Annotated in this window: 19 protein-coding genes; 14 read left to right on the top strand and 5 right to left on the bottom strand. The window is 47.1% G+C overall.

The annotated features are described in order from the left end of the window. Positions 1-37: 37 nt before the first annotated feature. Positions 38-763 (top strand): pseudouridine synthase, encoded by a 726-nt coding sequence (locus tag CBF27_RS14130; RefSeq protein WP_170175046.1) that lies wholly within the window; start codon positions 38-40, stop codon positions 761-763. Between the two features lie 26 nt (positions 764-789). Here the strand turns inward: CBF27_RS14130 and CBF27_RS07685 are convergent, their stop codons facing one another. Beyond that, positions 790-1623 carry an NAD(P)H-hydrate dehydratase gene (locus tag CBF27_RS07685; RefSeq protein ID WP_126813736.1) on the bottom strand — a complete coding sequence of 278 codons (834 nt, stop codon included), beginning with the start codon at positions 1621-1623 and terminating at the stop codon, positions 790-792. Positions 1624-1757: 134 nt separating this feature from the next. On the opposite strand from CBF27_RS07685, the gene pepV reads away from it, so the two are divergent. After that, positions 1758-3164 carry a dipeptidase PepV gene (gene pepV, locus CBF27_RS07680; RefSeq protein ID WP_126813735.1) on the top strand — a complete coding sequence of 469 codons (1407 nt, stop codon included), beginning with the start codon at positions 1758-1760 and terminating at the stop codon, positions 3162-3164. A gap of 77 nt (positions 3165-3241) precedes the next feature. On the opposite strand, the gene argS is transcribed toward pepV, so the two are convergent. After that, positions 3242-4933 (bottom strand): arginine--tRNA ligase, encoded by a 1692-nt coding sequence (gene argS, locus CBF27_RS07675; protein WP_126813734.1) that lies wholly within the window; start codon positions 4931-4933, stop codon positions 3242-3244. 187 nt (positions 4934-5120) lie between these two features. On the opposite strand from argS, the gene argR reads away from it, so the two are divergent. Beyond that, positions 5121-5573, top strand: a complete 453-nt coding sequence (gene argR, locus CBF27_RS07670) for an arginine repressor (protein ID WP_126813733.1) — start codon at positions 5121-5123, stop codon at positions 5571-5573. Positions 5574-5589: 16 nt separating this feature from the next. Continuing rightward, positions 5590-7104, top strand: coding sequence for a phosphohexomutase domain-containing protein (locus CBF27_RS07665; RefSeq protein WP_126813732.1), 1515 nt, complete (start codon positions 5590-5592; stop codon positions 7102-7104). 81 nt (positions 7105-7185) lie between these two features. Here CBF27_RS07665 and CBF27_RS07660 read toward each other — a convergent pair whose 3' ends face one another. After that, the gene (locus tag CBF27_RS07660; protein WP_126813731.1) at positions 7186-8070 is read right to left on the bottom strand and encodes an RluA family pseudouridine synthase; all 885 of its coding nucleotides are present in this window, start codon (positions 8068-8070) and stop codon (positions 7186-7188) included. A gap of 165 nt (positions 8071-8235) precedes the next feature. Between CBF27_RS07660 and CBF27_RS07655 the strand changes: the two genes are divergently transcribed. From CBF27_RS07655 to CBF27_RS07635, 5 genes are all read left to right on the top strand, one after another. Beyond that, entirely contained in the window at positions 8236-10380 is a 2145-nt protein-coding gene (locus CBF27_RS07655; RefSeq protein ID WP_126813730.1) for a PBP1A family penicillin-binding protein, read from the top strand. A 69-nt stretch (positions 10381-10449) separates the two neighbouring features. Next, a complete protein-coding gene (locus CBF27_RS07650) occupies positions 10450-10800 on the top strand; it encodes a YlbF/YmcA family competence regulator (RefSeq protein WP_126813729.1) in 351 nt (116 codons plus the stop codon). 96 nt (positions 10801-10896) lie between these two features. Next, complete coding sequence (locus tag CBF27_RS07645; protein WP_170175045.1) at positions 10897-12111, top strand: metallophosphoesterase family protein; 1215 nt, start codon at positions 10897-10899, stop codon at positions 12109-12111. 2 nt (positions 12112-12113) lie between these two features. After that, on the top strand, positions 12114-14807 hold the full coding sequence (locus tag CBF27_RS07640; protein ID WP_170175044.1) for an ATP-binding protein: 2694 nt from the start codon (positions 12114-12116) through the stop codon (positions 14805-14807). Further along, on the top strand, positions 14804-15745 hold the full coding sequence (locus CBF27_RS07635) for a 3'-5' exoribonuclease YhaM family protein (RefSeq protein WP_126813726.1): 942 nt from the start codon (positions 14804-14806) through the stop codon (positions 15743-15745). Before CBF27_RS07640 ends, CBF27_RS07635 begins: the two co-directional genes overlap by 4 nt. 39 nt (positions 15746-15784) lie before the next feature. Here CBF27_RS07635 and CBF27_RS07630 read toward each other — a convergent pair whose 3' ends face one another. Then, positions 15785-16486, bottom strand: coding sequence for a class A sortase (locus CBF27_RS07630; RefSeq protein WP_211334636.1), 702 nt, complete (start codon positions 16484-16486; stop codon positions 15785-15787). A 271-nt stretch (positions 16487-16757) separates the two neighbouring features. Here CBF27_RS07630 and CBF27_RS07625 point away from each other — a divergent pair, with 271 nt between their 5' ends. The 5 genes from CBF27_RS07625 (at position 16758) to acpS (ending at position 22113) form a co-directional block, all read left to right on the top strand. Further along, positions 16758-17537, top strand: a complete 780-nt coding sequence (locus CBF27_RS07625; protein ID WP_126813724.1) for a hypothetical protein — start codon at positions 16758-16760, stop codon at positions 17535-17537. A gap of 94 nt (positions 17538-17631) precedes the next feature. Beyond that, on the top strand, positions 17632-18681 hold the full coding sequence (locus tag CBF27_RS07620; RefSeq protein WP_126813723.1) for a D-alanine--D-alanine ligase: 1050 nt from the start codon (positions 17632-17634) through the stop codon (positions 18679-18681). 57 nt (positions 18682-18738) lie between these two features. Beyond that, complete coding sequence (locus CBF27_RS07615; protein WP_126813722.1) at positions 18739-20100, top strand: UDP-N-acetylmuramoyl-tripeptide--D-alanyl-D-alanine ligase; 1362 nt, start codon at positions 18739-18741, stop codon at positions 20098-20100. Between the two features lie 90 nt (positions 20101-20190). Continuing rightward, a complete protein-coding gene (gene cshA, locus CBF27_RS07610; RefSeq protein WP_170175043.1) occupies positions 20191-21678 on the top strand; it encodes a degradosome RNA helicase CshA in 1488 nt (495 codons plus the stop codon). Positions 21679-21756: 78 nt separating this feature from the next. Beyond that, the gene (gene acpS, locus CBF27_RS07605) at positions 21757-22113 is read left to right on the top strand and encodes a holo-ACP synthase (RefSeq protein ID WP_126813755.1); all 357 of its coding nucleotides are present in this window, start codon (positions 21757-21759) and stop codon (positions 22111-22113) included. Between the two features lie 17 nt (positions 22114-22130). Here acpS and CBF27_RS07600 read toward each other — a convergent pair whose 3' ends face one another. Further along, entirely contained in the window at positions 22131-22523 is a 393-nt protein-coding gene (locus CBF27_RS07600; protein WP_126813720.1) for a hypothetical protein, read from the bottom strand. Positions 22524-22611 lie beyond the last annotated feature (88 nt).

Raw genomic sequence — 22611 nt, 5'->3', positions numbered from 1 at the left:
TCTTCTGGATGTTCTTTCTTTATTAAGGGGAAAATGAATGCGGTTAGATAAATTATTAAGTCATTCCGGTTTCGGCAGCCGGAAAGAAGTTAAGCAATTATTAAAAAAAGGGCAGGTAGCTGTCAATGAGTTAATTGTGAAGGACGGTAAATTTTCAGTGAACCCGGATAGAGATAATGTGCGGGTCGGTCAGGAGATTGTCAGCTATCAGGCCAATGTGTATTTTCTTTTGAATAAGCCGGCAGGCGTTATTTCAGCGACTGAGGACAAACGGGAAAAAACAGTTGTCGATTTGTTGAAAACAGAAGATTTTCGTAAAGATATTTTTCCTGTGGGCAGATTGGATAAGGATACGACAGGTTTGCTGTTACTGACGAATGACGGGAAGTTGGCACACGAATTATTGTCTCCTAAAAAGCACATTGAAAAAGTCTACACGGCTCTTGTATCAGGGATTATGACAGAGAAAGATGTCCGGCAATTTAAAGAAGGAATAATCATCAGCGGCGGGGAAAAATGTTTGCCGGCGGAACTGATGATTACCTCCGTTGATGAGGAAAAGAAGCAATGTACGATTGCTTTGACGCTTGTTGAAGGCAAGTTCCATCAAGTCAAGCGAATGGTCGCAGCAACCGGCAACAAAGTCGAACAGCTGGAACGTGTCAAAATGGGCAGTTTGCTGTTGGATGACGAACTGGCGTATGGCGCATACCGTCCGCTGACAGCAGCTGAATTATCGGCGTTAAAAACAACTGAAACTTAGCAGTCGGAGTGAGTAGTCTCTGACTGCTAAGTTTCAAATTGTTTCATCGTCCGGCTGATGAGTCCGATGAGTTTTGACGGCAATGCGACATAGTGGGATTTGCCCAGCTGTTCTCCTAAAAGACTGTGTAGATAGACGGCGGCTAACAAAGCTTTGTCTTTTGGCTGGAACTGTGCGGTGAAGCCGGCAATGATACCGGCTAAAGTATCTCCCATACCGCCTGTCGCCATCGCCGGTGTGCCGATAGGGTTCAAATATGTATCTGTCTCAAAGAAAATTTCTGTGCGGTGCTTTTTGAGCACAACGGCAGCAGGGATTTTTTCCTTAGCCAAAAGGTTACGTTCTTCGTTCTGTTCGGTAACCGGTATGCCGCTGAGTCGTTCCCATTCTTTTTTATGGGGTGTGAGAATGAAGGCGGCACTGTGGTTCGGCACTGTCACATCATGTTCGGCCATTAGGGTGATGGCTGACCCGTCGACGACACAAACTTGCTGTCTTGTCACAGATGCGAAGACCAATTTCAGCAGTGCCAGACTTTGGCTGTCCAGCCCTAATCCGGGTCCGATGACAATGACGGATGCTTGGCGGACAATTTCTTTGACGGCAGGCAAATCAGTCCAGTCAACCACCATGGCTTCTGGCAGTCTGGCATGAAGCGAAGCATGGTTTTCAGGAGCGGTGACGGTGGTGACGAGTCCGGCGCCAGTATTTACTGCGGCTTCGCTTGCGAGGATGATGGCGCCGCCGAACTGTTGATTGCCGCCGATTAAGGCGACTCTGCCATAAGTGCCTTTATGGGAGACGGCGGGCCGTTTGGTTATCGTTTGAGAAAGGATGTTGTGCGGGATAATGTGTTGCATGAGCTCACCTCGTTTTGATTCTTTGCTATTGTCATTATATCAAATAAAATAAACGGATTGCCGTACAAGTTGTTTTTCTTGCGCTTTAAAAGTGGTATGATGGGTATGTAATTTAAATATGGAGGGGTTGCATAATGACCATTGACTGGAAAAAAGAAGTCGAAGCTCGAAAAGAGGATTTGCTGAAAGACTTATTTGATTTATTGCGTATTCCTAGCGTGCGTGAGGATGATCAGGCGACTGATGACGCGCCGGTCGGTCCGGGACCTAAGGACGCCTTGTTGAAATTTCTGGAAATTGGAGAACGTGATGGCTTCACGACTAAAAATGTCGGCAACATTGCGGGACATATCGAGTATGGCGACGGCGATGAGATGCTGGGGATTTTCGGGCATGTGGATGTCGTCCCTGTTGGCCCGGGCTGGGAGACAGACCCGTTTGAGCCGGTCATCAAAGACGGCCGTTTATATGCCAGAGGTTCCAGTGATGACAAAGGACCGACTATGGCAGCCTACTATGCATTAAAAATCATCAAGGAACTGAATCTGCCGGTTTCAAAGAAAACACGGCTGATTATCGGGACGGATGAAGAGAGTGATTGGCAGTGCATGGACCATTATTTGGCTGTGGAAGAGACGCCTGATTTTGGGTTTTCACCAGACGCTGAATTTCCGATTATCAACGGTGAAAAAGGAAATGTCACGATGCAGCTGCTCTTTGACGGCGGCAACTCGGGTGATTATCAGCTGCTTCATTTCAAATCCGGACTAAGAGCAAACATGGTGCCGGAACTGGCAGAAGCAACTGTCAAACTGGCAGGTGAGCAGGCCGCGTTTGAACAAGCTTACACTGACTTTTTGGCGAAGCAGCCGGTGACTGGAGAAGTGACTTTCGAAGGCGATGTAGCGAAACTTACGTTGACAGGCAAAGCAGCCCACGGTGCAATGCCGGCTAAAGGAACCAATGCCGGAACCTATTTAGCCACATTTTTAAACCAGTTTGCATTTGTCGGCTCTGCAAAGGATTATTTAGCTGTTGCGGCTCGTTATGTTCATGATAATACAGACGGCGCCAAGCTAGATGTCGCTATTGCGGATGATATTATGGGTGAATTGACAATGAATGCAGGAGTTTTCTCATTTGAGGACGGAGCCTCGGACAACTTCATCACGCTGAACTTCAGATTTCCAAAAGGCATTGATGTGCCGGTCATTCATCAGCGAATTGTCGAAAAATTAGCTGATTACACTGTGCGGGTCAGCGTGGAAAACGGTGCGAAAGTGCCTCATTATGTTTCTCCTGAAGACCCGTTAGTCAAAACATTGTTGAGTGTCTATGAGGAGCATACCGGCCTTAAAGGCTATGAGCAAGTCATCGGCGGCGGCACTTTTGGCCGCTTGCTTGAACGGGGAGTTGCTTATGGTGCGATGTTCCCGGACAGCATCGATACGATGCACCAGGCGAATGAATTTATGGCAGTCGATGATTTGATTAATGCAGCGATTATTTATGCAGATGCGATATACCGGTTGATAAAATAGCGTCTGTATCACTCAAAAAACTCACTGTAGCAGGTTTTTCCCCGTTACAGTGAGTTTTTTCTGTAGCGAATACGTTGTTACATTTCATCTGGCGCATCCAGCCCGAGCAGACGCAAATCTTCTTTCAAAATGGTTTTAACAGCATAGACCAATGCCAAGCGGGATTCTTTTTCCGGATCATCTGCCAGCACTTTGACATGCGCATAATACTTATTGAAGCTTTGTGCCAGTTGAATGGCATGCTTGGCGATAACCGACGGCTCATATTTCTCAGCAGCCCGCAGCACGGTTTCCGGGAAGTTTTGCAGCAGTTTGATGACTTCCCAGCTGTCAGCGTCTCCCAAAGAATAGCGCTGGCTGCTGTCTGGTTGCCAGCCGGCTTTTCGTAAAATGCTTGCAGATCTGGCATGCGTATACTGGACGTAAGGGCCTGTTTCGCCTTCAAAGCGGACAACTTCTTCCAATGTGAAGTCGAAGTTGTTCAGCCGGTCATTTTTTAAATCGTGGAAAATAACGGCTCCGACTCCTACTTGGTGTGCCACAGTTTCCTTATCCGCCAGCGACGGATTCTTTTCCTCAATCTGTTCTTTGGCGGAAGAAATAGCTTCGTTCAGCACTTCTTCCAGCAGCACGATTTTTCCTTTCCGTGTGGACAGTTTTTTTCCGTCCTTGGTTATCAGACCAAATGGAATGTGGTGAATGTCATTGGCCCAGTCAAAGCCCATCTCCAGCAATACGGCTTTTAATTGTTTAAAGTGGACAGACTGCTCGTTTCCTACGACATACAGCGCACTGGCAAAGTCGTACGTTTCTTTCCGGTAAATCGCTGATGCCAAGTCCCGCGTGATGTACAAGGTGGCGCCGTCGGATTTACGGATCAGAGCAGGGTTCAATTGATATTTTTCCAAATCAACGATATCAGCACCTTGGTCGGCTTTCAACAATCCTTTTTGAGATAAAAGTTCGACAACGGCTGCCATCTTGTCATTGTAAAAAGATTCGCCATTGTAAGAGTCAAAGGAGACACCGAGCATATCGTAAACACGTTGAAATTCTTTCAGTGATTCCTCTCTGAACCACTGCCACAAAGACACCGCCTCTGCGTCACCGTCTTCAAGTTTTTTAAACCATGCACGGCCTTCATCTTCAAGTGCGGGGTCTGTTTCTGCTTCTTCATGGAAATCTACATACAATCTCAGTAATTCTTTAATCGGGTTATTTCGGACAGCTTCTTCGCTGCCCCATTTTTTATAGGCAACAATGAGTTTTCCGAATTGAGTTCCCCAGTCGCCGATGTAATTGATTTTGACAGGCGAGTAGTTGATTTTTTCCAGAATTTTAGACAGAGAGTTGCCGATGACAGTGGAACGCAGATGTCCCATTGACATTGGTTTGGCAATGTTTGGCGATGACATGTCGATCGGCACAGCTCTTTTGCCGCCGATGTCTGCGTCACCGAAGTGTTCCTGCTGCGTTAGGATGTCATGCAATGTTTGGGTGCTGACATTTCTTTTATTCAGGAAGAAATTGACGTAAGGGCCGACTGCTTCGACTGTTTCAAAAGAGTCTTTGGCGATGTCTGCGGCAATCTCTTGCGCGATGAGCTGCGGTGATTTGCGCAGCGCTTTTGCCAATGAAAAAGCAGGAAAAGCCAAGTCGCCATGCTGGGCTGTCTTTGGTTTTTCCAGTAAGCTGATGATGTCTTCTTCACTTATATGTTCGCTGATGATGGCTGTTAAAGCATCAGCAACTAATTTTTTTTCAGTCATGATTTTCCTCCCGGTACGAATATCTGTATATAGATGATATAATTACAAAATGCATTGCTATTATAGCAAATTTTTCCCGATAATTCTATTAAGAGTGAATAAAACGGCTGGCAGATAGAAGAAAATTCGAAAAGTATCCGGCTTTTTTGGTATAATCAAAGCATAAAAATACAAGGGAGACACTTTTATGAATAAAAAAAAGCGTCAGGCACTCATTAAACAATTAATTGCCAAACATGATATCGAAACACAAGATGAGTTAATCGACTTGCTGAAAGAAGCAGGGGCGGAAACGACCCAAGCGACGATTTCAAGAGATATTCGCGAAATGCACATTATCAAGGTGAGAGATACAGACGGGCGCGTCAAATATGCGATTTTTTCTCCTCCGGAAGAAGCGACAGAGGACCGGCTGCGGGAAGTCTTTCATGATGCGGTGGTCAATATCACACAAGTCCAGTTTATGAATATTTTGAACACACTGCTGGGCAATGCGGATGTGGTGGCAGCAGAACTGGACGAGCTGAATTACCCGGAAATTGTTGCAACACTTGCTGGAACTGATACAATAGTGTTGATTTCAAAAGATGTGGAAGACGCCCGAATCATCCACGATAAATTACAAGAATACATCATTTAACTCAGGAGGGATTTTTTTGGATAAATTGCAGGCATTACAAAATGGGTCGGACATCAGAGGGATAGCGATTTCTACAGATGAGGCGGCCGCCAACTTAACAGCGGTCGAGGCTTCAGCGATTGCCAACGGCATTGTAGACTGGCTGCAGCAGCATCATGCAACTGACGGACAGCAGTTGCGAATCGCCGTTGGTCATGACAGCCGGCTGTCAGGCCCGACATTAAAACAAGCCCTGATTGACACATTCCTGACACATTCCGTGGAAGTGCTGGATACAGGGATGGCAACGACCCCTGCGATGTTCATGGCGACACAGTTCGAGTCATTTGACTGTGATGCAGGTATCATGATTACAGCCAGCCATCTTCCTTACCACTATAACGGCATCAAACTGTTTTCCAGAAAAGGCGGTGCGGAGCATGAGGATATCGCTTATATTTTAGCCCACAGCTATCCGCTGGACCGTTCGCTGCCAGTGGTAGGGCAAGTTCAAACGGCGGATGTCATACCGGTGTATGCACAAGATATGGTGCGCAAGATTCAACGTGCTACAGGAGAAGAAAAACCGCTGGCTTCTTTTCATATTGTATTGGATGCAGGAAACGGCGCAGGCGGCTTTTTTGCGGAAAAAGTGTTGCAGGAGCTGGGTGCCGATACGACAGGCAGTCAATTTTTAGAACCGGATGGCACGTTTCCCAATCATATTCCTAACCCGGACAATAAAGAAGCCATGGCCAGCATTCAACGTGCTGTATTGACACAGGGGGCTGACCTTGGTGTCATCTTTGACACTGATGTCGACCGTGCCGCAGTCGTTGACCGAAACGGCGAAGCGCTGAACCGCAATAATTTGATTGCCGTCTTGGCAACAATTGTGCTGGAGGAACATCCGGGGACGGCGATTGTCACAAATTCGCCGACTTCCAGTCACTTGAAGACGTTCATCAGTCAATTGGGAGGCAAACAGGTCAGATACTTATCCGGGTACCGTAATGTTATTAATAAAGCAATATCCTTGAATGAACAGGGTGTGGATACCCAGCTGGCTATCGAAACGAGCGGACATGCGGCTTTCAAAGAAAATTATTTTCTGGATGACGGCGCTTATGTGATTGCCAAAATTTTGATGTTGCTGCCTAAATTGAAGAAACAGGGACGCCAGCTGAGTGATTTGATTGCTGATTTAAAACAGCCTGCTGAAACACAGGAAGTCCGTTTTCCGATTGCAGGAAGCGACTATCGTGCGTATGGCGAGCAGGTTATTCAGCAGATGGCTGTGTTTGCAGATGATCATGCAGATTTTAGTATGGATGACGACAATGAAGAAGGCGTCCGTGTCACTGTCCGCGGCGAATACGGGTCCGGCTGGTATTTGCTGCGCATGAGTTTGCATGAGCCGCTGCTGGTACTGCAAGCAGAAAATGATGTGAAAACCAAAAACAGCGCAGTGCTTCATGAACTGCAACCGTTCTTTGGCGCGTATGACCGGCTCGATACCAGCAAACTGACTGCTGTTCTGAATGAGGCGTAATGAAAAAGGGAGTGTTGACTCCCTTTTTTCTTGCCAAGCCGGCAGGACCGGCTGATAATTTTGAGTGGCACTTAAAAATGGTCAGCCTTGCCGGCGGGGCATGTCTTTCAGCCCGAGCGCCGTCCGAACGGTAATGGGTTCATGCGTAAACGGATGCTGCAGCGACAGTTCTCTGGCATGAAGCATCAGCCGCTGGTTGGCGGGAGCGTTTTGCTGATATAACGGGTCGCCGATGACGGGATGGCCGATGGCTTGCAGATGGACGCGGATTTGATGTGTCCGGCCTGTTTCCAGCCGGCACCTCACCCAGGTGCTTTGGTGTGAGCGGTCAGTCACAGTGACGTGGGTAACTGCCGGTTTGCCGTGTTGTTCATCAACCACCCGTTTGCGGCGGTCATGCCGGTGCCGTCCGATTTTTTTGGTGATAGTCAAGGCAGGTTCCGTAATGATGCCGGCAACTTCCGCTTCATAAATACGCTGGATTTCTTTTCTTTCCAAACGTCTGCCTAACAGCGGGAGCACAACGGGATTTTTGGCGAACAGTACGGCTCCGCTAGTTTCTTTGTCAAGGCGATGGACGACGTAAGGGCTGCTGCCAGAGGGAGCCAAGTACGCAGCAATGTGATTAAGCAGTGTGTCGGTTTCGTCCGGTTGATTGGGGTGGGTTTTTATGCCGTGGGGTTTATTGACAATTATCAGGTGGTCATCTTCAAACAAAACGGCTGCTTTGTCTGCATCGCCGAGGGCAATGTCAGGCACTGGATAGTCATTTTCTTCAAATGAAAGTGTCACTTCATCACCAGCTGTGACTGTTTCATGAAAAAGTTTTGCCGAACCGTTTACTTGGACATTTTTCCTGACACGTAAAAAATGGCGGACTTTTCGGGGAATCAGCCAGTCCTCCTCAAGTAAAGTCCGGATGTCTTTGGTTTGAAATGAGCTGGGAAGAGTAATCGTCAGTTTCACCAGTACTTGCCTCCAATACAGTAATTTTGTAAATTCTTAAAAATTGTATCATAAATTATTAATAAGTTCATGCTACTATGATTAAATGAGTCTTTAGACTTATTTGCTACCAGCATTTTTATGATAAAATGATAGTCAACCAGAAGCGATAAAGAAGGAGTTTCTATGGATTTCAAACAGATATTAGCAAAATTATCAGCATCTTTCCAAAAAATCTGGTCGTGGCTGAAACCGTATTGGAATCGGTTCAGAAAATGGCGCAGACACGTTTGGAAGAAATATCATGTCAATAAAATTATACTGCTGACCGCACTGGTCGCGATATTGGGTTTTAGCATGTACTTGTTTTATGTTGCCAAGAGCACGAATGTATCCACGCTGAAATCAGGTCTTGAACAGGTCACTACAGTTTATGACAAAGACGGTGATGAGGCCGGCACGCTGTCTAAATATGGCCAAAAAGGCACGTTTGTCACGATTGACCAAGTATCCCAGCATATTAAAGATGCGGTGATTTCGACGGAAGACAAACGGTTCTATGAACATAAAGGGTTTGATGTGCGGGGGATTGCCCGGGCCGCGGTCAGAATGGTCATCAACCGCAATACCAGCGGCGGCGGCGGCAGTACCATCACACAGCAGCTGGCCAAAAATGCGTATCTGACTCTTGATCAGACATTTGACCGGAAAGCGCGGGAGTTGTTCCTTGCGATTGAAATTGAGAAGCAGTATTCCAAGGACGAGATTCTTGAAATGTATTTGAATAATGCTTATTTTGCCAACGGTGTGTGGGGAGTTGAGGACGCGTCGCACAAGTATTTTGGAAAAAGTGCTGCAGATGTCACCATTGATGAAGCAGCGGTCATTGCCGGTATGCTGAAAGGTCCTGGTATTTATAATCCGATCGACCATTTGGATAATGCCAAAGACCGGCGGGACACTGTTTTAGATTTGATGGTGACAAACGGCAAACTTGATGAAGCTACAGCGGGCCAATTGAAATCAGAGGAGTTGTATGTCAGAGACGATTTTTATCATGTGGATGATTCGTACACGTTTCCTTATTATTTTGATGATGTCATCAATGAAGCGGAGCACAAGGCCGGTATCAAAGATGAAGATTTAGTCAGCAAAGGCTACAAGATTTATACAACGCTTGACCAGAATTATCAGAAAGCAATGAACACGTCGTTTGAAAATGACAGTTTGTTTCCTCCAAATGCCGAGGACGGCGAGAAGGTGCAAGGGGCGTCGATTGCTATCAATCCGACGACAGGCGGAGTCATGGCGGTTGTCGGCGGCCGGGGTGATTACACGCCGCGGGGCTTGAACCGGGCGACTAATTCAACTGTTTCGCTGTCACCCGGCTCAACTCTGAAGCCGCTGGCAGTTTATACACCGGCACTTGAAGCAGGTTATGAACCTAATGATATGCTGAAAGATGAGCCGCTGTCATTTTATGATGTGCAAAACTATACTCGGACTTATAGCGGACAGGCGCCTATGTATCAAGCACTGGCGCAAAGTCTCAACGCTCCGGCTGTCTGGCTGCTGAATGAAATCGGTTTGGACCGGGGCTATAAAAAGGTTGAAAAATTCGGCATTTCCTTAAATGAAAAGGACCGCTATTACGGTCTGGCTTTAGGCGGCTTGACCAAAGGCACCAATCCGCTCAAAATGGCCAGTGCGTACAGTGTGTTTGCCAATCAAGGCGAACGGATCGAACCATATTATATTACCAAAATCGTGGATGCGTCCGGCACGGTGGTTTATGAAAACAAACCTAAATCTGTGCGGGTGACGACACCTGAAGTAGCGGAAGAAATGACCAGCATGATGCAAGGCGTGTTCAGCTCGGGAACAGGCGTCGATGCGCAGCCGTACGGATACACGATGGCAGGTAAAACGGGAACGACTGAAAGTGTCAACGTGGACGATGCATCAAAGGACCAGTGGATTATCGGTTATACTCCGGACGTTGTCATTGCGACGTGGGTCGGTTTTGACGAGAGCAGCGAGACACACTACTTGACGGGCGGCAGCGGCAGTAATTTAGCAACGCTGTTCCGTGACGAATCGCAGCGGATTTTGGCAGCATCGCCGGGCACGCCGTTTTCTGTTGCGGATGCTAGTCAGGAAAATCAGACCACCGAGTCAGAAGAAGACTTTAGACAAAAACTAGGTGAATTCGGTAATAATGTGAAAGAAAATGCCGGTAAACTGGGCGGTAAACTAAAAGAAGGCGCAGAAGTGCTGAAAGATTCTCTTTCTGATTTGCTGGGAGGACTGCGCGAGCGCATCGGCCAATAATTTATGGGAAAGTCTGTTAAAGAATGGTACAATAGCAGAGATGACAATTAAAGAGGGGACGACGAATGTATGACAGTGAATATTTACGACAGCGCTAATCAGATTGAGCGTGAAATCAGACAGTTAGATGAGTTTAAAACATTGGAAGCGGCATTTCATGCTGTGAAGTCAGATGAAACGGCCTATGACTTGTTCAAAAATTTCCAAAAACTGCAGCAGGAATTGCAGACAAAACAGATGCAGGGAGAAGAATTCTCTGAAGAAGATGCCAAGACGGCTCAGGAAATGGCGGAAAAAGTTCAGGCGTCCGAGTTGATCAATGATTTAATGCAGAAGGAGCAGGCGTTCAGTCTGATTATTAATGATTTGAACCGCATCATTATGAAACCTGTGCAAGAATTATATCAGTTAAATGATTAAATAGTTTATGAAAAACGGCCGGAATGTTTCCTGTCGTTTTTCTTTTTGCAGCGGAACATGGTAAAGTAGAAGATATGATAAAAGGGGATGACGCGGATGAAATTTATACACACAGCTGACTTGCATTTGGACCGGCCTTTTTCGCATGTTTACGGATTGCCGGAGCAGTTCCATGAAACATTAAACAGATTGAATCACCAGATGGTCAGCCGCATCGTCGATTGCTGTTTACATGAGCAGTGCGACTTTCTGCTCATCGCAGGCGATACGTTTCATCAATCGCTCTCTTCCATACATGTGCAGACTTTTTTTCTGGAACAACTGACACGATTAAAAGAGGCTGGTATTCCTGTCGTCCTGTCTTTTGGCAATCATGATTACTATACTGCTGACCGCTACTGGTTTGACTGGCCGGACAATGTGCTGCTGTTCGACAGTGCCGAGGTAACGACCAAGCGGTTGACGACTAGGTCAGGAGAAACAGTAGCAATCAGCGGCTTCTCTTATGATGAACGCTGGCTGGCGGAAGGCAAGCTGGCACAATTTCCGCCGCGTGTCAGCGGGGCGGATTACCACATCGGCTTCTATCATGGCGAACAGAGTGACGAGCAGCCGTATGCACCGTTTGCCATCCGGGAAATGCAGAGCAAAGGCTATGATTATTGGGGACTGGGGCACATTCATCAACCGCAGGTTCTGTCTGACGCCCCGCCGATTGTCTATCCCGGTACGCCCCAGGGACGCACGCGCAAAGAATCAGCAGCGAAAGGCGTTCTTGTAGTCGATATAACGCCGGAACGGACAGTGTTTGACTGGCAAGATGTCGCACTGACGGGCTGGCTTGAGGTCCCGGTCGACACATCATCTGCTGAAAGTAAAAACGATGTGCTGCTGGCGATTATCGACAGTTGTTTGGCCCGGTTGTCGGAGGGGAAAGTAATGTTTGTCACGGCAACTCTTCAAGGGTTAAAACAAGAATGGCTGGCCACTATACTGGCAGAAAAAAAAGGACTTTTGGCCTTTTTGAAACAAGAAATTTTCTCGGAAAGTCGGCAGCAAGTGGTGTTGGTTGCCCTTGAAACGGAGGCGCCTGAAGAGGAGCTGCTGTTGACAGGTATCACGCAAGAAGTGATTGATGAATTGAGCCGTGGATATGCGACACAGGAAGTGTATCAGCAGCTGACTAAAGATTTGATGCAGCAGCCGTTACTGGCAGCTAATTTGCAAATCGACCGCCGGTTAGTGACCGAGAGTTTGGCGCAAGCCGTTCAGTTGTTGAGAGAAAAAATAGCCGATAAAAAAGAGGTATGACGATGAGACTCACGAGGATAGAGATATACGGGTTTGGCAAATGGCAAAATCAGCACTTTGAGATAGATACTCCTTGTCTGCTGGTTTTCGGCAGCAATGAATCAGGCAAGTCTACTCTGTATCATTTTATACGTGCGATGCTATTCGGCTTCCCTAAGAAACGCGATAAGATACGCGACTTCACACCGGCAGCAGGTGTGTTGTTCGGCGGCCGGCTGACATGCCGCCATGCTGTTCACGGCGAGCTAATCATTGAGCGTGTCCGGGAGAAAAACAACGGGAAAAGTGTTGTTTACCTGGGCGACCAGCGTATTGTCGGCGATGATTTTCTCGAGCAGCTGTTAGCGCCGTTGACACAGACTGTTTTTGACCAGGTTTTCAGCTTTCAGCAGGAGCAGCTGGGTGATGTTGTTCATCTTAATGAAGAAGTATTGCAGAGAACATTGCTGTCTGTCGGTTTGACCGGCACGCGCCGGCTGGAGATGGCGGAAGCGGATTTTTTTAAACAGCGTCAGGAAATTTACAAACCGGCTGGCCGCAAGCCGCTGCTGAATCAAGAGTTGAGCCGGCTGGCTGAGCTGGAGGCGCAAATCAGTGTCAAGGAAGCGCAAATTCAAGATTATCAGCTGCTGCTTGAAAGAAAAGCGCAGCATCATCAGCAGCTGGAGCGGTTGGCTGAGGCAGCAGATTTATTGGCTGATGAGCTGGCTCAGAAAGAAAAACAACAGCAGCACTGGCCGTTGTTTCAGGAATACCGGGCAATCTCGCGCCAGCTGGACACAGCCGTTGTCTATGAAGCGGAAAGAGAGGCAGTGGAACGTTTGTATCGAGACTGGCAGTATTTGCAAGCTGAAGAACAGCGCTTGCTGCATGAGCAGATGCAGCAGACCGATCTATCCCAATCGGGCGCCTTCTCGTTTTATCTGGCGCATGAAGCGCAATTTGAACAGCTTGCGGCATCTGTGCCTCATGTTGAGAAGTTGTCGCTGTATCAAGCACATTTAGAGGAGCAGCTGCAAGAAACGGCTCGTGAAATGGCTGATTTGGCAGCACGTTACCAGATTGATGAGACAGCTGACCCGACGCCTCTGTCCGTTCATGACGAACAGGCAATCCAACATCTTTCCGGGGAAGAGGAGCGGGTGTCCCAGCGCTTGGCGGCGATTCAGCGGGAAAAAGAAACACAGCTGTCCGACATCGCCCAACTTGAACAACAACTGGCAGACACTGAAAAGAAATTGGGTAAGCTGCCATTGCCTTATCCGGCAGTCGTTTTAGCAGGTGTCTTGGTTATTGTGCTGGCGGCCGTTGGAGTGTTGACGGCACAACTGTGGCTTGCGGCAGCTGCGATTGTTTTGGCGGGCGTCGGTTTCGGCAGCTTCTTGCTAGGTTCAGGCAAACGCCAGCTGGCCGCAAAAGAAATATACCGCACCCAATTATCGCAAATGGATGTGCTGCAAGACAGGCACCGTGTTCTGGAGCGGGAACAAGAGGAATGTGAGAGGGAGCAGCAGACGCAGCAGCAGAAAAAAATCCAATTAGCTGAAACGTTCGGGTTTAATCAAGAGTCATCCTTGAGGGACTGGCTCATACAATTACCGGGCCGCACGCGCATGCAGCAGTTATTAGTCAAGCAGCAGTCGCTGACCAATCAGCTGACAGCTAATAATCAACAGCTGGAACAAAGCCGGCTGGCTGTATCCTTTGCGGAAAAATGGATCCAAATCGCTAATTTGCCTATACTTGACGCCTATGGTCGTGTAAAATCATTTGTAGAAGAACAGCAGCAGCTTAAACAGACGAAACTGGCAGGTACGGCGGAAGACCACAATCGCGAGCAGCTTTCCCGTCTGGCACGCAATAAGACAGAAAAAGAACATGACTTGTCCCTCGTTATGAAGCAAGCGGAAATCAAGCGGTTTGAAGATATTCCCGCTTGGCTGGAGGAACAGCAGCAGCTGCAGGACAAACAGCGGCGCCGTGAAGAACTGCTGCTGATCCTTGATGGTCTGTTTGATTTTCAGACTTCTTATGAAGCAGCGGAACTTGCCGCGCAAATAGCCGCTTGCCATAAAAAAACAGCCCGTATCCGGGAGCAGGTGAAACAAGAACAGTCTGCTTATCATGAAGTGGGTTACGCGCTGCGGCAGATTGAACAAGACGGCACACTGGATGAACTGTACCAGAAGAAAGCAAGCCAGTTGGATGTCACTGAAGAATTGAGCCGGGATTGGTTGAGTTATCGTTTTGCCGAACGTCTGACGCAAGATGTGTTTCAATATTTGTCCGATCAACAGCTGCCGGCTTTGCTGGCGACGGCCGGCAGCTTTTTTAACACATTGACGCTGTCCCGCTATGATAAACTGCTGATTGACGGCCAGCAACTGGCAGTACGGGATGCTCAGCAGCGGACCTTTGGCATCAGGCAGTTGTCAACAGGTGTTCAAGACCAGTTGTATATTGCGTTCCGGCTGGCCTTTGTGCACCTTCATCATGACCATTACCCGTCACCGATGATTATTGATGACGGCTGGCTCCATTTTGATGAAGACCGGAAAAAAGCCTTTCATTCGCTGCTGGTACAGTTGAGCAGCAGGATTCAGATTATCTGTTTGTCTTCGGATATGGCAATGAAACGCTTGTTTGAACAGTCTGACGGGCGGATACTGAGATTGAACGAGGAGGAAAAAGAGTGAAAAAATTAAGAGAGCTTGCGGTTGACGAGACATTTGAACTATTTGCTCTGATAAAAACAGCAGATGTCAGAACTGCCAGAAACGGCAAAAAATTCATCGCTTTTACCTTTCAAGACACTTCCGGCACGATTGACGGAAAGTATTGGGATGCCGGCGAAGATGAGATTTCCCGGTTTACAGCCGGCAAGGTGGTGCTTTTAGGAGGCAAGCGAGAGCTTTATCAAAATATGCCTCAAGTCAAGATTCTTCATCTGCGTTTGGCAAAACCGGGTGAACCGGGCGAACCGTCGTTATACATGGAGAGAGCGCCTGTTAAACCGGCCGATATGGCGGAAGAAATCAACCAGCTGCTCTTTGATATTACGAATGCTAAATGGCAGCGCATCGTCAGACATTTGCTGAGCAAGTATCAGAAAGATTTCTTCAGTTATCCGGCGGCTAAAACCCTTCATCATGCATTCGCCGGAGGGCTGGCTTATCATACAGTCACTATGCTGCATCTCGCCAGAGGCATTTGCGACGAATACCCTGAACTGAACCGGTCATTGTTATACGCAGGGATTATACTGCATGATTTAGGCAAAGTAGTCGAACTGTCAGGTCCGATGTCGACTGAGTATACGCTGGCCGGCAACCTGCTGGGCCACATTGTCATCGCTGATGAAGAGATTTCCAAAGCATGCACGGAACTGAAAATCGATGAGTCGGATGAAGAAGTACTGGTGCTGAAACATGTGATACTGGCGCACCACGGGCAGCTGGAATACGGCTCGCCTGTGCGTCCGAAGATTATGGAAGCAGAGGTGCTGCATATCATTGATAACTTGGATGCATCCATCCAGATGATGCTCGGGGCATTGAAGCAGGTCCAGCCGGGTGAATATACCGACCGGATCTTTGGGATGGACAACCGGAATTTTTATTTGCCTAATCTTTAAAACGTACCCGACAGCGCGCGTTTGCTGTCGGGTACGTTTTTAATTGTTTTTCTTCATGTTAAATGCCTGACTGATTGCATCGGTCGTATAGTCCTTAGCAACGATGCGGGTCAATTCCCCTTGAACAATGAGGCGGTTTTCGCCGGTCGTGTCGCAAGTGACCAGTGTAATCATCCGGCGGTCGTCTTGGTCTTCAATCACATCGATGCGTGTTGGTGCCACATATTCTTTATAAACGATGCGATATTCGTACACGTAAGACAAGTCTGTGATAAAAATGGCAGCACCTAAATCGACATCCACCAGCGGAGAGAACAACAACTCAGGGTTGTTCATATGATGGCTGGCCAACGCGTAATTTCCCTTGCCCATGACTTGTTCTTCTTTCATGGTTCCGGCGCCGACTGCAAGTGCATAGTTGGAGAGTCCTTTGAAGATCGGCAGATTCAGGTTGACACTTGGGATAGCAATCCCGCCGATGACATCCATTCCGATATCTGAATTGCTGGCTTTTACGATGGTTTCAAGATCCAGTGACTCCACTGCATCAAAATCGAAAGAAGCCGCCTTTTGATTATTTTGCTCAATGTCTTTGGAACTGACTGCTGCGATAGCATGTTTGTCAGTCGTCCGTCCCACGATAAAATCTTTGATTTGGCCGTTGAAAATCAGGGCCAAGCCGATTAACAGAAAAACAAACATGATAAAATTGAACAGGGCGTTTTTCACCCTTGCAGCCACTGATTTTTTGGGACGCTGTCTGCTGCTGCGATTATGAGATTGGTGCGAGGCTATAGCAATCCCTCCTTGATTTATTTTACAGTCATCATAACACATTTACTTGAAAAAAAGAAAAATTTAAAATGCGGCTCAACGATTGTTACACATGTATTTCCAAAAATGTTGTATTAATGAAATGATGTAACACAAACTTAACGTTAAAATCAGTCCTTTGTCCTATTAAAACACGCGCCAAAAATGTTATAGTTTAGATAGGAAGGGGGGAAAGCTGTTGATAGATTATTTGTATGTCCATTTGGATACAATGAGTAATGCCGTTTTGACAAAAGGTATTACACACGTTGAATTTAATCATTCAACGCAAAACCGCCCGAAAAACATCCTGTTATTGAATGCAAATGAAACAGATGGAGAGTATGAAAATCATACAGGCTTGAAAGTTGTTCGCGGGGAAGATCAAGTGAACAGCTATTTTTTAAAATTAGAAAACCGCAGCAACAGCGATATAAAGTGGATTGATTTCAAGGAATATGAAATATTGAAGCAGTTGACTGCTTTGGAAATTTCTGAGTTATTGTACTTTTCCCACATGAAGAAATCACTTCATTCGCCTTTTTTTTATAAACTCCAAAATGATTTTGTTTTTTTGGGTCTGGACGATGCGACCAGTAAAATTTATTACCGCCACATTGATGAGTTTTTTTGTTTGATATCGGAAAAATTATCTCAGCAGATGTCGCACTGGTTGAATCGCAGACGCTCTTTTTTGAGCCGGAAAAAAATCGACGTACGCCCCGTCCCCCTGCCGCTTATCAGTGAGCTGAAAGGCTGTATGCAAGACGGCTTAGCCTTTGATTTAGTCAATATAACATCGCAATCATCCTTATCTGAAATACGTGCGTATATCGTGGAAGATAATTTCCGGAATGTGGACAAGCAGTCGTTTGGCGGACAGGAACTGGCCTGCACGATTACTTATGACAGCGAAGAACAGAAATGGCACCTGCAAAAAGAAGAAATGGACTGGGATTTTGCTGAAATAATAACCTAAAGCGAGCTTTAGGTTATTTCTTTTGCTGATAAGGGCATGGTTTTTTCAAAAAAAATAAAGTATAATGAGATGCGGAAGACAAAGGAGGGGTATAATGAAAATAGCTCTTATCTATGGTGGAAAGAGTGCAGAGCATGATATATCTATCTTGTCAGCATTTTCAATTTTGCAAGCCATTTATTATGATTATTATCAAGTTCAGCTTATATATATCACACAGTCAGGTGACTGGTTGAAAGGTCCATTGCTGGCTGAAGCGCCTGCCGAGGAGCATCAGCTGCACATTGATAAAAATGGTCAAGGCAAAAAAATCACACCATGTGAAATCAAAGAAGACGGCATCATTGTGTTTCCCGTGCTTCATGGACCAAATGGCGAGGATGGCACGATTCAGGGGTTATTTGAGATTCTCGAAGTCCCCTATGTAGGAGCCGGTGTGCTTGCCAGCGCATGCGGCATGGATAAAATCATGGCCAAACAAGTGTTTCAGCAGGTGAGTATTCCGCAGCTGCCTTATGTTCCCGTGACAAAAATGAGCTGGAAGCTGAATCCCGAAGAAATCTACAATCAGTGTGAAGGCTCACTGATTTATCCTATGTTTGTCAAACCAGCCAATATGGGCTCAAGTGTCGGCATCAGCAAAGCCGCCGACCGTGATGAGCTGATTGCAGCTATTAAGGAAGCTTTTCGTTTTGACTACCGCGTCGTCGTTGAACAGGGAATTGACGCACGCGAGATTGAAGTTGCGGTGCTCGGCAATGAAGAAATCCGCACCACTCTTGCAGGGGAAATTGTCAAAGATGTGGCTTTTTACGACTATGAATCGAAGTATATCGACAATCAGGTGTCACTGCAGATTCCTGCAAAAGTTTCCGAAGACGTGCACAAAAAAGCCCGGGAATATGCAGAAAAAGCTTATGCTGCTCTGGACGGTTGCGGCTTGACGCGCTGCGACTTTTTCTTGACCAGCAATGGCGAACTCTTTTTAAATGAAGTCAATACGATGCCGGGCTTCACGCCTTACAGCATGTACCCGCTGTTATGGAAGCAGATGGGGCTGAATTATGGCGATTTGCTGGAAGAACTGATTCAGCTGGCTAAACTGCGGTTTGAAGAAAAGCAGAATGTAAGAGTCATAAAGTAGAAGTCGGCTGGACATCAGGTTCAGCCTTTCTTCATTGTATGAAAAGAGGAAGATGTTATGTTAACACTACAGGAAATTGCTGAAGCAGTCCATGCGACAAATGACTGGCAGACATACGGCGAGGTGCAAGTGACCGGAGTAGAGTTTGACACGCGACGCATCCAGCCCGGCAGTTTATTTGTGCCGCTTCAGGGGACGCGCGACGGGCATGACTTCATCGGGCAGGCCTTTGCAGCTGGAGCGGTCTTGACGCTGACCAGTCGTCCGCTGACAGGCGATTACCCGCATTTGCTCGTTCCGGATACGCTGCTTGCGCTTCAGCAGCTGTCAACGTATTATTTGCAAAAGGTCAATCCAAAAGTGGTGGCAATCACCGGCAGCAACGGGAAAACAACGACGAAGGATATGACAGCGTCTGTCTTGGGCACCCGCTACCGCACGTATCACACACAAGGCAACTATAACAACCATATTGGCGTTCCGTACACGATTTTACACATGGCAGCCGACACCGAAATGCTGGTCTTGGAGATGGGGATGGACCACAAAGGGGAAATCAGTGTGCTTTCCCGCATCGCCCAACCTGATGTGGCAGCCATTACGATGATTGGCGAGTCTCATATTGAACACTTGGGCTCACGGGCAGGCATTGCGGAAGCAAAAATGGAAATCACTGATGGTTTGAAATCGGACGGCTTGCTGGTCGTCCCCGGTAATGAACCGCTTTTGACGCCTCTTGTTGCAGCGTGTTCCCAACAAGTGATTACGTTTGGCGGTTCGCAGGATGTGTATCGCAGCCGCGTGTTGTCTGAAGACAAAGAACAGACGGCTTTTGCTGTGCCTGAATTGTCGCCGAAAACATACGTCATCCCGGTTTTAGGCAGTTATAATGTGAACAACGCGTTGATTGCACTGATTATCGGTCAGCATTTTGGTGTGACAGAGGCTGACATTTATCAGGGATTGGTGGCATTCAAACTGACCAAGAACCGGACGGAATGGCTCACTGCCGCTAACGGAGCTGCTATATTGAGCGATGTATACAATGCGAATCCGACAGCGATGCGGCTGGTGCTTGATACGTTTTCAGATTTGGAAACATCAGGGCGTAAGCTGGCGGTATTAGGCGACATGCTCGATTTAGGCGAGCTGACTCAACCGCTTCATGAGAGTATTGCCGACCATCTGCAGCCGGATAAAATCGACAAAGTCTATTTATTTGGTACTCACATGGCGTATTTGGCCGAACGGATTAACGGTGCATTTCCGCCGGGGGCAGTGGCTTATTTTCCGGAAACCGGGAAAGAACAGTTGATTGCTGCTTTACGGCAAGACTTGCAGCCGACGGACACAGTTTTTCTCAAGGCTAGCAACGGAATGGGGTTGAATGCGGTCGTCGCAGCTCTAATTCAGGATTAAATTATTGAAAATTTCTTGAAAACATGATAACATAAATCGGATGTACGTCGTTAGGAAATGAAATACAAAGAAAAATTAGGAGGAACCCTTTTGAAATTTAGTGAACTTGGACTTGCGCAGGAATTACTGACCGCAGTCAAACAAGTTGGGTTTGAAGAAGCAACACCTGTCCAGAAAGAAACAATTCCATTGGCATTGGAAGGCAAGGATGTTATCGGACAGGCTCAGACAGGTACAGGGAAAACGGCAGCGTTCGGCTTGCCGATGCTGCAGAAAATAGATGCGGAAAAGCGGGTCTTGCAAGGACTTGTGATTGCGCCTACGAGAGAACTGGCGATTCAAACTCAAGAAGAATTGTATCGTTTAGGAAAGAACAAACGGATTCGTGTGCAGGCCGTTTACGGCGGTGCCGATATCGGCCGTCAGATCAGAGGCTTGAAAGACCGTCCGCATATCGTGGTCGGGACACCGGGCCGGCTGATCGACCATATCAACCGCCGGACGCTCAAACTGGAAACCATCGAAACACTCGTTTTGGACGAAGCAGATGAAATGCTGAACATGGGCTTTTTGGAAGATATCGAACTGATTATTTCCAAAGTGCCGCAGGAAAGGCAAACATTATTGTTTTCTGCGACTATGCCGGACAGTATCAAACGGATTGGCGTTCAGTTTATGAAAGAACCGGAACATGTCAGAATCAAGGCGAAGGAAATGACAGCGAGCTTGATTGACCAGTACTACGTCCGCTGCAAAGAATTTGAAAAATTTGACATCATGACACGTTTGTTTGATGTGCAAAGCCCGGAACTGACAATTGTCTTCGGCCGGACTAAACGCCGGGTGGATGAGCTGGCAAAAGGTCTGGAATCACGCGGCTACAAAGCAGAAGGAATCCACGGCGATTTGTCCCAGCAAAAACGCATGAGCGTTCTTCGGGCATTTAAAGAAGGCAAACTGGATATTTTGGTTGCTACCGATGTGGCAGCCCGCGGATTGGACATCTCCGGAGTCAGCCACGTGTACAATTACGATATTCCGCAAGACCCTGAGAGCTACGTTCACCGGATCGGCCGGACAGGGCGTGCGGGCAAGGACGGCATGTCCATCACATTGGTCACGCCGAACGAGATGGGCTACTTGCACGTGATTGAAAAATTAACGAAAAAACGGATGTCACCACTGCGTCCACCATCTAAAAAAGAAGCTTTTGAAGGACAAATTGGTACAGCTGTCAAAGAAATCGATGAGCTGCTGGAGCAAAATGGTCTGGAAAATTACATTGACGCAGCAAGTGAATTGCTTGAAAACTACACGGCTGAGAATTTGGCCGCTTTGCTGGTGAAGGTAGTCGCTAAAGATGATGCATCGGCGGTGCCAGTCAAAATTACACCTGAACGGCCGCTTCCGTCTGCTAAAAAAGGCAGTCGCGGAAATTACGACCGTCGCAGCAATTACCGTGGCGGCCGGGACAATCGCCGGTCCAAAGGCGGTTACAATAAAGGCAGCCGTTCCGGCAACAAAAAATCAGGCGGCAACGACAAGCGCGGTTTTGTGATTCGCTCAAAAAATAAGTAACTTAAAAAAAGCTAATTTTAATATTAGCTTTTTTTGTATTATAATGGGAATGACATGTTAATAGGAGGGGATTTGTCCATGATATACGGCATCGGCATTGATGCGGTGGAATTGGTGCGCATTTCAGATATTATTACCCGCAATCCCAAATTCATCAATCGGGTACTGACAGCCCGGGAACGGCTGCTCTTTGATCAATTAGGCAGCCACAAGCGCCAAACCGAATTTCTTGCCGGCAGATTTGCGTGCAAAGAAGCTTTTTCCAAAGCTTACGGCACCGGTATCGGCAAAGTGACTTTAAGAGATATTGAGATACTCAAGCACGACAACGGCAGTCCGTATGTCTCGCAGTCGCCCTTTGACGGACGGGCGCATGTTTCCATTACCCATACCGATACCACGGCTGTTGCGCAAATTATTTTGGAAAAAAAATAACGAAGCGCGTTGCTTCGTTACGGATTGGCTGATAATGTATCAGGTGTACTTGAATTAATCAGGGTGATGCGCTTGATGTTTTTGGCGGAAATCATCCGGACCTGATTAGTCGACTGCAATTTTATGACCAGCGAGTCTGAATTGGTCTGATGCCGGTAAATCCGGCCGACAATTGACTCGAAAGCGGCACGTTGTCGGGAATTAGTGGCTGTACGATATTGAATGACGACGATGCTTCCTTGAGCGACGGCCAAATTGATTTTCTGGGTAATGGTGTCACGCTGTTCCTGCAGCTTGATGTCGTCATCTAAAAATGATGATAAGAACTTCTGTGACGAACGAGATAAAAACTGTGTGAAGCGTTTGACGCTGTTTTCTGAGTCTGCAGCAGTCTTCTCTTTGTCGGTCATTCTTTTCGCCTCCTTTAATCTCACATAGTAATATTATACGAGTGAATGGGTTGTTAGTCAAACAAAGAAATCAAATAGACAGTTTTTT

This window comes from Vagococcus acidifermentans (assembly GCF_003987655.1).
Taxonomy (GTDB): Bacteria; Bacillota; Bacilli; order Lactobacillales; family Vagococcaceae; genus Vagococcus_B; species Vagococcus_B acidifermentans.
Note: the sequence above shows the minus strand (reverse complement) of the source record. Positions and strands in the feature narration are given on the sequence as shown.